The sequence below is a fragment of the Paenibacillus sp. FSL H7-0943 genome (genome assembly GCF_037963265.1).
Taxonomy (GTDB): Bacteria; Bacillota; Bacilli; order Paenibacillales; family Paenibacillaceae; genus Paenibacillus_AQ; species Paenibacillus_AQ odorifer.
In genome coordinates this window covers 4068262-4081842 of sequence record NZ_CP150148.1, presented here as the reverse complement: position 1 = coordinate 4081842, position 13581 = coordinate 4068262, and the positions used below count along the sequence as shown (strand labels likewise).

The following is a 13581-nucleotide window of genomic DNA, read 5'->3' as shown; positions in this document are numbered from 1 at the left end:
ACAACTATGAACCCGGCAAGCACTGCTGGCATTCAAAAACAGGGAGAGAATCTTAAGCCGAAAGTCTCGAGGTGGACACATACTTGGCGCCAATACAAAAAAAACAAATATTTATTCTTATTACTAGCTCCCGTGATCATCTGGTATACCGTATTTGCTTATGGCCCGATGTATGGCATTCAACTGGCCTTTAAAGATTATTTTATTCGTGATGGAATTTGGGGAAGTCCTTGGGTCGGCTTAAAGCATTTCGAATATTTGTTCACAGCTTCACCCGACTTTTGGAAAATCATTAAGAACACGCTTATTATCAGTTTTTACCATATCATTTTTGGTTTTCCTGCACCGATCATATTGGCTCTGTTATTTAACGAACTTAGGTTTTCCTTCTTCAAGAAGGTTGCACAGACGATATCCTATTTACCCCATTTCTTATCCTGGATCGTTATTGGGGGGATATTGATCGCTTTGTTATCTCCGAATTCCGGTGTGGTCAATTATATTATTCAGTGGCTCGGCTTTGATCCCATTTACTTTTTAGGCAGCGAGAAATATTTCCGCTTTACGCTCGTTATGTCAGGAATATGGAAGGAAATCGGCTGGGGAACGATTATATACTTAGCAGCATTAGCAAGCATCGATTCCCAAATGTACGAAGCTGCAGTTCTGGACGGAGCCAATCGCTGGAAACAAACGTTATTTATCACCATTCCTTCGATCCTGCCGGTGATTGCTATTCTGCTTATTCTTCGGGTAGGGAGTGTGCTGGATGCTGGCTTCGATCAAGTCTTAACACTTTATTCACCAGCTGTATATGGGGTGGCGGATACGTTAGATACTTATGTGTACCGGATAGGTCTGCAAAACTTTCAGTTCAGTCTAACGACGGCTGTTGGATTATTTAAAAATGTGGTGGGTCTTATCCTGGTGTTATTTGCTAACTTCATAACGAAAAAAATGGGGCAGGAAGGTCTTTATTAATGAATGAATGTAAGGAAGGAGTAACTACAATTGAAGCTATCCACTGGTGAAAAAGTATTCCAAGTCTTTCTAATCCTATTTGTAATCATTCTTTGTATTACGATGATTTATCCCTTCTTGCATGTGCTCTCTATATCGTTTAGCACCCCTGCGGAAGCACTACGGCCGGGAATTCATTTCTATCCCAAAGAAGTTTCCTTCTTTGCTTGGAAGCGTGTACTGACAACAGATACGGTCTGGCAAACGATGGGGAATACGGTTTTCCGCACAGTTGTAGGAACAGTTCTGACACTCGTGTTTCTGTCACTGGGAGCATATCCGCTATCTCGTAAATATTTGCCGCACCGGGGATTTTATACAATGTTCATTGTCGTAACGATGTTTTTTGGCGGCGGGCTTATCCCTACCTATCTGCTAATCAAAAGTCTGGGACTTATAAATTCGTTATGGGTTTATATTGTCCCCGGCCTGCTCAGCACGTTTAATCTTCTGCTCCTGCGAAATTTCTTTATGGGTATACCGGAGGAACTGGAGGATTCAGCTAAAATAGATGGGGCTAATGATATGCGGATCTTATTTACGATTGTTATTCCGCTGTCGAAGCCTGTTCTAGCAACATTAGCCCTATGGACTGCAGTAGGGCACTGGAACGCTTGGTTTGATGCAATGTTGTATATGCAGGATCAATCAAAGATTGTACTGCAGCTTTTCTTAAGACGGCTTGTTATTTCAGCCGAAGGAGATCCGATGTTACCACTTCCTACCAATGAGCAGGCTCCTGAAATGGTCAAAGCGGCTATTATTATGTTTACAGCGCTGCCTATATTAATGATCTATCCATTCCTGCAACGTTTCTTCGTCAAAGGAATTATGGTTGGATCACTTAAGGGTTAGAAGGCTCAGAACGGTTTAAACAGTCCGCTATATCCGCGGGTTGTCTAAATATATAGATGAACAAAAAAAGGGAGGAAATAAAAGAATATGAGGCATACATCCAAGAAATGGTTGGAAATTGCTGCGATAGCCCTATCGGCTTCACTTGTCATGAGTGGTTGCGGCGGGAATGCGGCGAATAATAACACTAACGAAACGAAGCCGACGAATCAAGGTCAAGGGGGGGCATCAGCAGCTGAAGCTCCGATTGAAATTATTTGGGCGAACAACTTTAATACGCCAGAAGAAGACGGTAACTATGTGCAAACCGAGCTCGAGAAGAAATTTAATGTGAAAATCAAAAATATTAAATTGGAACGTGGAACTTGGAAAGAACAATTTTCAGTGCTTCTAGCTTCTGGAGATATTCCTGATATCTTCCCGGTCGATGCAAACGAAACGGATATGGTGCAATGGGCAGATCAAGGGATTATTGCGACGATTGATAAGGCTGAAATTGAATCCCTGATGCCGAAATATGCAGCAGCATTGGATTCGGTTGATTCCGGGGCATGGGGCGTAGGCTTATACAACGAAAAAAACTGGGGGATCCCGAAAATTTGGCCAGGTGGTCTTGATGGATTTATTCCGGGCTATAATGAAGCCTGGCTGAAAAATATTGGCTACTCAGAACCACCCAAGACATTGGAAGAGCTTGAGGATGTACTCACCAAATTTGTTAATGAAGATCCGGACAAAAATGGGAAGAAGGATACTTACGGTTTAATCGGCCGCGGCAAGCTTCCAGAGCAATTGTTCACAAGTGTCTTCTCAGCATTTGCTGTTTCCCCTTATCAGTTCAAAAAGGATGCTTCCGGGAACGTAGTTTATGGAGGCATTACAGAAGAGACGCGATCAGCATTGGCGTTATTGAGCAAATGGTACAAAGCAGGTCTGATTGATCCTGAATTCATAACTAGTGATAATAACGAAATCAATATTAAATTTGCTGACCAAAAAGTGGGTATGGTGGATAACGGGAAGTGGGGCAATTTTTATAAAGAATCTGGGTTTGTCGCAAAACCTGGTCTAGAGAAAGGTCAAATATTCGTGCCTGGCAAGCCGTTTACAGCTCCAGATGGCGTTGCTTATTCTTTCGCGTATGGTGCAAGACAGGCGCCAGTATTGTTCGGTGTTCAACTCGAAAAGGATGAGAAGAAACGTCATAAGATTATGGAAATTCTCGAATATGTGTCTACGGATTCCGAAGGTTTTCTGCTGACAGGTTTCGGTCAATTGGGTGTGAGCTATGATATGGAAGGGGACCTTGCCATTCCAAAAGCGGATGAAGAGGTTAGTGCTCCGAAGATGGGAGCGGGCAATTTCTATAATCCACTTAGCTCCACAGACACTTCAATGGAAAAACATACGGTAAAACAAGAATTGCTAGATTTGAGAGACAAGATCACTCCAGGTGTTACACCATTGCTAGATGTACTGGGACCAGCCGTATTAACAAGCAAACCCAAGTATTGGGGCAATCTGAAGACGTTGCAAGATACGTTTGTTATCAAAGCAATTACAGGAGAAGCGAACACGGGTAAAGATTTTGATAATTTCAAGGATAGCTGGCTAAAGGCCGGAGGTCAGGAAGTAACGGATGAGGTAAATAAAGTGCTGGCAGATCGTAAATAGCAGCGTTCGCTGATTAGTACTGGATGATAGGCTGGAGCAAAAGCTTGCTCCAGCCTATTTATTAAACCCTTAAGAGAGTTGATTTTAAGATAACGGAGGTAGAAATGAGCGGATTAATTATTTATGAGCAGCCGAATGAAGCCCTGGGGAAAGACGATTTTACAGTGAGTGTACGAGAGCCTGGTGGGGGATGGCAAGCACTGTTTGTTTTTGAAGCAAAGGTGGATATGCATCAGGTTCGATCGACATCGATGGTTTATTTTGATATGGAAGGCACGGTGGAGGTCTCTGTTCATTGTAATAACCGGCAGATTGAACAAGCGGTTATTCGCCCTTTGGCAACCCATATTCCCTTTCAAATCGAAGAGAATACCCTTTTGTTCACATTGGAGCACCCGTGTAAGCTTTCCATTGAAATCAATGGAGAACGTTTTAGTAACTTGCATCTTTTTGCCAACCCCTTGGAGACAGCCCCACCTAAACTTGACGATGATAATGTAGTGCTTGTCCAACCAGGAATACATCAATTTGCGGCTATCGCAGAACAAGTTCATCATTTGTCAGAAAGGGCTAATGGGGAGCGTCAAACGATATATTTTATGCCCGGGCTTCATCAATTCGAGAATCCAATGCTGCATATCCCTTCTGGGACCACAGTTTATATTGCCGGAGGCGCGATCCTTTGCGGATCCATAATTATTGACCATGCTGAGAATGTTGTTGTTCGCGGCAGAGGTGTTCTGTATTTGGCGGATATGGAGAAAACCACTTATTTAAGAGGCGTTCAAATCCAGCATTCTGAACAGGTTGAGATCGAAGGGATCATCACGCTTGATCCTCCGCATTACAGTATATATATCGGAGCGTCTAAGCATATCCGCATTCATAACTTCAAAGCTTTCAGTACACGCGGCTGGTGTGATGGAATTGATATGATGGCTAGCTCAAATGTGGATATTAAAGATGTGTTCTTGAGAACTTCTGATGATTGCATTGCCATTTACGGCAGCCGTGGAGAGTATTATGGAGACTCACGCCATATCACAGTTAAAGATTCCATACTCTGGGCGGACGTTGCTCATGCCATGCATGTCGGTATTCATGGTGATCACCAACATAATGGCGATTTTATAGAAAATATTTGGTTTGAAAATATCGATGTGCTTGAGCATCACGAGCCGCAGGAAAATTATTGGGGGGTTATGGCAATCTGTGCAGGGGATAACAATACCGTTCGTAAGGTTACTTTCAAAAATATCCGGGTGGAGGATTTTGAACTGGGGCAGCTGTTTGATGTCCGCGTGGTGTGGAATAAAACCTATAATCCGGTGCCAGGACGATGTATCGAAAATATAGAGTTTAGCGATATCACCTACAATGGGAAGAATATCAATCCTTCCCGTATATTCGGCTATGACGAGGAAAGAGGTGTGAAGGATATTTATTTTTATAATCTTCAGATTAATGGAGAGGTTATTGTCGACCTGAATAACAAACATTTTGTAGTGAATGAATTTGCCAGCGGTATTTATTTGCATTAAATCAGAGGATGTAAATGAATGGAGGAGAACAATGAATTCATTTAAAGAGCTACTCTTTGGAAAATCGCTTAAACGTATTTTTAGGATCACAGTTTCCTTAAGTTTGTTGGTAACGCTAGTGCCTTTATCGGCAGAAGGAGCCGCAGTAGAATCGACAGAGCTGTCGATAATTACGGATTACCAACCTACCATTAATGAGGTTATAGATGAAAGCGGATTCAAACATCCGGGTGTTGGCCTGACCAAGGATATTCTTGAGAATATTAGGACACAGGTACGGGCGCAAAAAGAACCCTGGATCGCTTATTATAATCAGATGCTTCTCTCTCCGGCAGCTTCAAGGACGGTCACTTCCAACAATCAAAGTGGTGCGGATCCGTTGAAACCAGCGAGCGATGCTTTTAATAGCCAGGGCTTTAATTCAAGATTTATAGCGGATGGTTTGAAGGCTTATACACAAGCTCTATTGTATGTAATATCGGGTGATGAGGTTTACAGAGCCAATGCCATGCATATTATCCGGATTTGGTCACAGATGGACCCTGAGAAATACGTGTATTTTAATGATGCACATATTCATACAGGAATTCCACTTAATCGAATGGTTACTGCGGCGGAAATCTTAAGGTACACAAGTGCTCAAACTGAAGAGCTGAAATGGACGGAAAAAGATGTCGCTGATTTTACGAATAATCTTATTAATCCGGTTATTGAAACGTTCCAACACACAAATGATCGTTTTATGAACCAGCATCTTTATCCGCTGCTTGGAGCTATGTCAGGTTATATTTTTACAGGAAATACAGAGAGGTACAATGAGGGAGTTGAATGGTTTACCGTCAATAAAACCGCTGTCGATCAGGGGCAAAATGGCGCGATAAAAGCTTTATTCAGATGGGTTGATACAAATATTGTAACAGGGGAAAAAGTTAATCCACCCGTAGTTCAGCATGTTGAAATGGGCAGAGATCAGGCGCATGGCGCTGGGGATATAACGAATGTAGAGATTTTATCACGTTTATTATTGGCTCAGGAAACAAAGGTAGATCCGGTAGAGGGGACTGTTTCTAGTGCGCCAAATGCGGTGGGTCCGTATGAATTTCTAGATCAACGGATTTTAAAAGCTGCCGACTACTTTGCTCAGTATATGATTGGCCATGATACACCATGGATTCCAGTGGCGGCACATACAGATGTAAATGGAAATCCAACGATTATCTATAAACACTTGGCTGGCGGTTACAGGGGGAGAATTGGCGGTAATGTCTATGATCTTTATTATTATTATAAATATACAGCTGGAATAAATATGGAGGTTGAAGCTCCTTATTTTAGCGAGATGTTTGCTAAGCGATTGCCTTTCTATTGGGAGTCTCCGGATGGAGGCGGGGATTATTGGCTGTACATTCCTAAAGAAGCAGAGGGCGAGGGTACGCTCAATTTGCCGAAGGTGATAACGAATCCAGATTTGAGAGAACTAGAAGACCGGTACACGAAGCTTGATGGTCACTCCACCACAAAACAAGAAGGAGACACTACTTACGTTGAAATTACCGCAACAGATGAGGGCAGTAAAATTGCTTTTGTGGGTGCAAGCAGTGGCGAACGAATCATTGCTTTTAAGATTCGGACTAATGGCATAGCAACCATGGAGGTGTTTGGCGATACCGTTACGCTGCCTGATACAAAGGGGCAATGGAGGTATATTCAGTATGAGTTCAATGAGTTCCAAGGCTTCAGCGATCTTGTCTATTTTAATGTAAAAGGAAATGGAACAACAGTCGATATTGACCATATTAATTTAAAAGCTGGGGCACAGCTTACCCCTCCAGTATTTACATCAGGAAAGGCACCAGTATCTTTATTTACCTATGAGGGATCTACAGCTGCAATTCAATTTGATTTCTCTGCGACAGACGCAGGTGCAACGGATGTTGTTACCTATCAAGCGGATCAGTTACCTGAGGGTGCAGTGTTCAATGAGACTTCAGGTGTTTTCTCTTGGTCTGGAGCACATGCGGGAACCTACTCCTTTGTAGTGAGTGCCGCAGATGGAACTTCGGTTACAGCCAAGGATGTTAGTGTTGTAGTAGCGAATGATCGGCAATCTGCCGTCAACGCCGTCATTTCTCCTTATCATGTTGATGTGCCTTACATTTCGGCAACGTTAGCTTACTATAAGCAAGTGCACGCTGAGGTAATGGATGTAATTACTACTGCCACTGACGAGGTCTTCTATCAAAAGTTATTTGACCTGAATCTCGCAGTGCAAAGTCTTAAAGAATTGACGCCATTAATGAAAGATGGAAGTGTTAATTTTACGAATATGTTTGTTAGCTCAACCTTTGGTAACGCTGTCCCGAATCTGCTGGACAACACAAATGATAGTTTTGTGGGGTATTATACAGCGCAGGATCGGGCGCATTACATGGATTTAGGACCGGATTTTCAAATATCAGCAGAAAGCTTTGAGCTTCAGGTAAGAGCTAGTTTTCCGGAGAGAATTGGCGGCGTTGCAATGTTCGGATCGAATGACAAAGAAAATTGGACCCGCTTAACCCCCGGCTTGACAACAGTTACTGAAGAGATGCAGAGACTTGAGGTTCAAGCAGGCCTGGAGCATGAAAAATTCCGATTTTTGAAAATGGAAATGATAAAGCCTTCGAGTACTATGCTGGAAATTGCTGAATTTAGAATCTTTGGCCAGCGGTATGAGACAGTAAATCTATTAGAGTCCGTGTCCATTCACTCGGACCAAAGCTTACGAAATCGAATTATACCCGGGGATACGATTCAATTATCCTTTAAGTCTACAGAAATGATCCATAATGTCACGGCCCATATACAGGGTCAACCTGTTGCAGTCAGTTCTGTGGACAATATCAACTGGACAGCTATGCTTGTGGTGAATGAAAATGTTCCATCAGGTACTGTGAAATTTAAGATTAATTATAAAACGGCAGCTGGAGCGGATGCAGTAGAGACTATTTTTACAACAGATGGTTCTACTTTATTCATTGCAGATCAGACGGGACTTGTCGCTAATGTGCTTGAGATAGCAAACCTAATCGATTCCAGTGGAAGAAATCCGGCTGATCTTTTGGCAACAGCAAAAGTTTTATTTGATAATCATTTAGGTTCCATCACTGATTTTCGTTTAAATGGCAGTGGTTATGGTGCATATCTAACCTTTGACTTTAAAGAAGGCGGCCAGGCATTGCTGTCTAGGGTAGAAGTAATCGGAAGGCAAGATAATTATGCGGGCAGAATTAATGGAACAGTGGTGCAAGGCTCCAATGACAATGTGACGTGGATCACGATCTCTAATGTAGCAGGAAATACGCCGGAATGGCAGAAGTTGACGATTAACAGCACAGAACCCTATCGTTATATCCGCATCACCAATGGAAACAACTGGTATGGAAACATGGCTGAACTACGTTTGTATGGTGATGTTACAATCAATTCAAAGCTTGATGCGGTGTCCATTAGCTCCGACCAAAGTATCCAGAAACGAATTGTGCCTGGGGACACGGTGAAATTGTCTTTTAAAGCAAGCGATGCAATTAACCAAGTGAATGTCAATATTCAGGATCAAGTCGCAACCGTTGCTACTGTCGATAAGATCAATTGGACGGCTGAAGCGGTCATGGGCAATAACGCACAACCTGGACCTGTGAACTTTAGTATTAAATACAAGTCAAAGGAGGGAATCGAGGGGCCGGAAAAAACATCAACTACAGATGGTTCCTCTCTGTACATTCCCGATGAGACCGAGTTGATTAGTAATGTGCTTGCGATTACTAATTTAAGTGATTCCAGTGGGAGAACACCAACAGATCTCAGGAATGTTGCGGGATCATTATTCGATGGAAATGCAGGCACAATTACGGATTTTCGGGTAAATGGTAGTGGATATGGAGGATTTATAACGTTTGATTTTAAAGAAGGGAATAGGGTCCAGCTGTCCAAGGCAGAGGTGCTTTCCAGGCAAGATAATTATTTTACACGAATCAATGGGACTGTGGTTCAGGGTTCGAATGATCATACAAGCTGGACGACAATCTCCTCTCCTGCAGGAAAAACGATGGATTGGCAGACCTTAAGTATTAGTAACGCAGAAGCCTATCGTTATATCCGGATCTATAATAGTAGTAATTGGTTTGGAAACATGGCGGAATTACGCTTTTATGGCGTAGTGAAAGGGGCGGACTCAACAGCTCCGGTGACAACGGATGATGCGCCACAAGGTTGGACCAACAAGGATACGTTGGTAACCTTCACAGCTACAGATGCGGGCTCTGGTGTTGCGGCAACCTATTTCACAGTAAACGATGGCGAGCAGCAAACCGGGAATTCAGTTATTTTGTCCAATGAAGGAACACATAAGTTAGTTTATTGGAGCGTTGATAGAGAGGGTAATGTGGAACAGCCGCAGAAGACTGCTGTGATGAAGATTGATCGGACCGCACCACAGGTGGTAATTAAAGGAGAGAGTTCCTATACCATAGAGCAGACATTAAACATCACCTGTAGTGCAGCTGATACTGTATCAGGCATCACTTATTCGCCATGTGATTCAACGCTCGCAGATGTTAAAGCGTATACGCTGGAAGCGGGAACGCATAATGTAACTGCGAAAGCCGAGGATGCGGCGGGCAATGTCGGGCTGGCAGAGCATTCGTATAGTGTATATGCGACATTTGACAGCTTGTCGGCATTAACCGAAAATTTTGCAGCTGAGACGGGTGCTCCAGATTTAGAAAACGTAACCAATTCACTTAAGCAGCAGCTGGCGATCGCCAAAGAAAAAGCTCAGCAGCATGCTGGCGCAGAAGTTCACAGCTTGCTGGAAGCTTTTAATAGTGAAGTGAATCTCCAGAGCAATCAGGTGTTCACTTCTGAGCAGGCAGAGGTTCTAGTCCGTTGGTCACAATGGCTCCAGAATACAACTCCGCTTGCTGGTGGAGCCCCTGGAAAGCCAGTGTTATCTGACAATAATGGGCACGACACCGGGCTTCGAGATGGTAGCTATGCCGTCACGATGAATCTTTGGTGGGGGAACAACGGTACCGAGTTTAAGCTCTATGAAAACGATGTACTGATCAGTACCCAGATGCTGACGGACAGCTCACCGAATGCACAAGCCATGAGTACGGATATTGTGGGCAAATCAAATGGAACCTACACGTACACGTGCGAGCTAGTCAACAGCTTCGGTTCGACTACCTGCGATCCGCTAATCCTTACTGTTACAGATGCAGCGCCGGGCAAGCCTATAGTATCCCACGACAACTGGAGTGGGGATGGAACTTACGACGTTGTGATGAATATGTGGTGGGGAACCAATGGTACTGAGTACCGTTTGTATGAGAATGGAGAAGTAATCGACACACAGACACTAAGCACGGCTACCCCTGCGGCTCAGCTGACAGTTACGAAACTTAAAGATAAGACACCAGGTGTATATGAATACTACGCGGTATTAGTCAATGCATCAGGCGAGACATCTAGCGAGAAAATCACAGTAACTGTCAAGCCAAGAAACTGACCATAGAGCTGATGTAATAGGAAGGCCCTTTCTTCGGGATGACCGAGGGATGGGCTTTTTTATAGCAGTTAAAGGATATTATTGAGGGATTGAGACGTTGAATAACGAACGGAGAATTAGGGAAATCTGTAAATTGACATAACACCTAAAGGTGTTATAATGAAAAGCGAACCCAAAAGGTGTTATATTAAATGAATGCTGGAGGCTATTTATTATGCAAACTCAAGAACCCTTACAAGAAATTCGTCAAACGATTTTACTAAATGCGCCAATAGAAAAGGTTTGGAAAGCTGTTGCCACGGCAGAAGGAATGGCAGCCTGGTGGATGCCTAGTACATTTGAGCCTGTTGTTGGGTATGAATTCATCCTGCATGCTGGACAATTCGGAGATTCTCCTTGTAAAGTAACCGAAGTTGATCCTCCGAATCGTGTTGGTTTTAATTGGGGGAAGGATTGGCATCTTGCTTTTGAACTGAAAGAAATCGAAGGGAAAACTGAATTTACCTTGATTCATTCTGGATGGGACCCTGAAAAAGTTACTGAATTTGGACAACCACATCCAATCGTACGCGGCTTTATGAATAGCGGCTGGGAAAAAATCGTCCAAGAAAAACTTCCTGCTTATATCGAGGCATAATATGTCGGTTGCTGAAGCAGGACATGATGTATTTCAAGCGATAGCAGATCCTACTCGCCGCAGTCTGCTAAAGCTGCTCGCTAATAAGGAAATGTCTATAGCATCTATTACGGATTGCTACCCGATCAGCCGAACCGCTGTTAATAAGCATTTACAGGTATTGTCCGATGCGCAGCTTGTTAGCAGTCAGAAAGTCGGACGGGAGACCCGGTATAAGCTTCAGCCAGAACCTTTGCTGGAGCTGCAAGATTGGCTTGCCTTTTTTGAAGGTTACTTGGCTAATAAATTGTTTGCGCTTAAAGAATATGTTGAGTCTGACTCAGACGAGAAGTGATAAACCGGGTGGCGTGAGATCGCGCTCCCCGGTTTTTTGTGTTGTTTAAATTCAGTTTATAAAAGGGAGTTACCATCACAATACAAACTAAAACGTTGGAGGAATTGTAATGGTAAATGAACGCAAAAAAATAATTGAGCCCAACCCTGGAGATTGGGCCGTCGAAGCGCGTGGGCTTGTCAAAACGTTTGGTGACAATCGCGCAGTTGATGGAGTAAATCTAAACGTTAAGGCAGGCACGATTTACGGCGTTCTTGGTCCCAATGGGGCAGGAAAGACGACGGTAATTCGGATGCTGGCTACGTTACTTCGTCCGGATGCGGGGGCGGCGCGAATCTTCGGGCATGATGTGGTAAAGGAGTCGCAGATTGTTCGGCAATTGATAGGGGTTACGGGACAATATGCTTCTGTAGATGAGTCACTTAGTGCTACAGAGAATCTGATTATCTTTTCACGTCTTTTAGGGTTAGGGCGGGCAGAGGCGCGGCAAAAGGCAGTGGAGTTGTTAGAAGAGTTTGGTTTGACGGAGGCGGCGAAACGGCCGCTTCGAAATTTCTCTGGTGGTATGCGCCGACGGCTGGATCTTGCAGCGAGTCTGATTGCCCAGCCTCCGCTTATCTTTTTGGATGAACCAACAACAGGTCTGGACCCACGGACACGTTCGCAAATGTGGGATACCATTCGTCGGTTGGTGAACACAGGATCAACAGTGCTGTTAACTACACAGTATCTTGAAGAAGCCGATCAGCTGGCAGATCGTATTGCAGTTATTGATCATGGCCATGTCGTTGCAGAAGGCACCGTGGATGAGCTAAAAGCTTCAGTGGGCACCACCTCGCTGCACTTAAAAGTCCAAAACCTTAAAGATATCGCTCAAGCGCGCCGGATTGTGGAACATGTGCTGCATATCCAGTCTATTGTGCCGAATGAGGCTGGAAAAATTACTGCACCGATGGCGAACGCTGATTTAGTCACTGATTTGCTTATTGCACTCCGCGAAGCGGGGATTCCACTCGCAGAGATGAGTATGCAGAAACCGACGCTTGATGAAGTGTTTTTGACGATCACTGGCCATGGAGTTACGGATGAGGCATCCCAAGCATCACAAGAATCAATGAATAAGGAGGCAGCAAGAGCATGAGTATGAGAACTTCTACTATTAGTCCAGGTGCGACCCGACAATTGAAAAACCATACGAGCTTCAAACAATCTGTTCGTAACTCGTTAACGATGGCTTATCGCGGGATATTGAAAATCCGTCGCACACCCGAGCAATTGTTCGACGTAACGCTGCAGCCAATTATTTTCACACTAATGTTTACTTATATTTTTGGTGGAGCCATATCAGGAGATGTAGTGAGCTATTTGCCCGTTATTATTCCTGGTATTCTAGTGCAGACTGTAATCACGACCTCCATCGTCACTGGTGTCCAACTGCGGGAAGACATGGATAAAGGGGTGTTTGACCGCTTTAAGTCATTGCCGATTGCCCGAATAGCCCCATTAGCCGGAGCTTTGTTGGCAGATACGATTCGATATACGATCGCTACTGTGCTTACTTTTGTCATGGGCTATATTATGGGTTACCGACCTGATGGCGGTCTGGAGCATGTCGCAATTGCTGCGCTTTTGGTTATTGTCTGCTCCTGGTCGATTAGCTGGATTTTCGCTTTCTTTGGTGTGATTGCCCGAACCGCTTCCAGCGTACAGGGGATATCAATGATTGTGTTGTTCCCACTCACGTTTTTATCCAACGCCTTCGTGCCTGTAGATACGATGCCTAACTGGCTGCAATGGTTTGTCAAAGTCAATCCAATCTCGCATCTTGTGTCAGCTGTCCGTGAGCTTGCTAACTCTGGAACCGTAGGCTGGGATTTCGCTATTTCACTTATCGGAGCCGCTGTGATTGTTGCGGTTTTTGCACCTATCACTGTGCGTGCATATATGCGCCGGACATAATTAGAGAGAT

At 44.0% G+C, this 13581-nt stretch carries 9 protein-coding genes; all 9 read left to right on the top strand.

The features are described 5' to 3' along the window. Positions 1-6: 6 nt before the first annotated feature. The 9 genes from NSQ55_RS17770 to NSQ55_RS17730 all read left to right on the top strand — a co-directional run bounded on the left by NSQ55_RS17770 (position 7) and on the right by NSQ55_RS17730 (position 13571). Positions 7-981, top strand: a complete 975-nt coding sequence (locus tag NSQ55_RS17770; protein WP_339168332.1) for an ABC transporter permease subunit — start codon at positions 7-9, stop codon at positions 979-981. A 30-nt stretch (positions 982-1011) separates the two neighbouring features. Next, positions 1012-1875: a carbohydrate ABC transporter permease gene (locus tag NSQ55_RS17765; RefSeq protein WP_076129850.1), complete on the top strand. Its 864-nt coding sequence runs from the start codon at positions 1012-1014 to the stop codon at positions 1873-1875. 87 nt (positions 1876-1962) lie between these two features. Then, complete coding sequence (locus tag NSQ55_RS17760) at positions 1963-3549, top strand: extracellular solute-binding protein (protein WP_076129851.1); 1587 nt, start codon at positions 1963-1965, stop codon at positions 3547-3549. A gap of 104 nt (positions 3550-3653) precedes the next feature. After that, a complete protein-coding gene (locus tag NSQ55_RS17755; RefSeq protein ID WP_339168329.1) occupies positions 3654-5090 on the top strand; it encodes a glycosyl hydrolase family 28 protein in 1437 nt (478 codons plus the stop codon). A 31-nt stretch (positions 5091-5121) separates the two neighbouring features. Beyond that, positions 5122-10641 (top strand): discoidin domain-containing protein, encoded by a 5520-nt coding sequence (locus NSQ55_RS17750; RefSeq protein WP_339168327.1) that lies wholly within the window; start codon positions 5122-5124, stop codon positions 10639-10641. A 214-nt stretch (positions 10642-10855) separates the two neighbouring features. Further along, positions 10856-11278 carry an SRPBCC domain-containing protein gene (locus NSQ55_RS17745; protein ID WP_248548798.1) on the top strand — a complete coding sequence of 141 codons (423 nt, stop codon included), beginning with the start codon at positions 10856-10858 and terminating at the stop codon, positions 11276-11278. A gap of 1 nt (position 11279) precedes the next feature. After that, complete coding sequence (locus tag NSQ55_RS17740; RefSeq protein WP_339168325.1) at positions 11280-11612, top strand: metalloregulator ArsR/SmtB family transcription factor; 333 nt, start codon at positions 11280-11282, stop codon at positions 11610-11612. Positions 11613-11721: 109 nt separating this feature from the next. After that, on the top strand, positions 11722-12753 hold the full coding sequence (locus NSQ55_RS17735; protein ID WP_339168323.1) for an ATP-binding cassette domain-containing protein: 1032 nt from the start codon (positions 11722-11724) through the stop codon (positions 12751-12753). 2 nt (positions 12754-12755) lie between these two features. Beyond that, positions 12756-13571 carry an ABC transporter permease gene (locus tag NSQ55_RS17730; protein WP_076129863.1) on the top strand — a complete coding sequence of 272 codons (816 nt, stop codon included), beginning with the start codon at positions 12756-12758 and terminating at the stop codon, positions 13569-13571. Positions 13572-13581: the final 10 nt, after the last annotated feature.

Bases quoted from the DNA above. Each gene is read 5' to 3' on its own strand.
- NSQ55_RS17735 (WP_339168323.1), top strand. From the start codon at position 11,722: ATGGTAAATGAACGCAAAAAAATAATTGAGCCCAACCCTGGAGATTGG.
- NSQ55_RS17750 (WP_339168327.1), top strand. From the start codon at position 5,122: ATGAATTCATTTAAAGAGCTACTCTTTGGAAAATCGCTTAAACGTATT.
- NSQ55_RS17755 (WP_339168329.1), top strand. From the start codon at position 3,654: ATGAGCGGATTAATTATTTATGAGCAGCCGAATGAAGCCCTGGGGAAA.
- NSQ55_RS17740 (WP_339168325.1), top strand. From the start codon at position 11,280: ATGTCGGTTGCTGAAGCAGGACATGATGTATTTCAAGCGATAGCAGAT.
- NSQ55_RS17745 (WP_248548798.1), top strand. From the start codon at position 10,856: ATGCAAACTCAAGAACCCTTACAAGAAATTCGTCAAACGATTTTACTA.
- NSQ55_RS17730 (WP_076129863.1), top strand. From the start codon at position 12,756: ATGAGAACTTCTACTATTAGTCCAGGTGCGACCCGACAATTGAAAAAC.
- NSQ55_RS17770 (WP_339168332.1), top strand. From the start codon at position 7: ATGAACCCGGCAAGCACTGCTGGCATTCAAAAACAGGGAGAGAATCTT.
- NSQ55_RS17760 (WP_076129851.1), top strand. From the start codon at position 1,963: ATGAGGCATACATCCAAGAAATGGTTGGAAATTGCTGCGATAGCCCTA.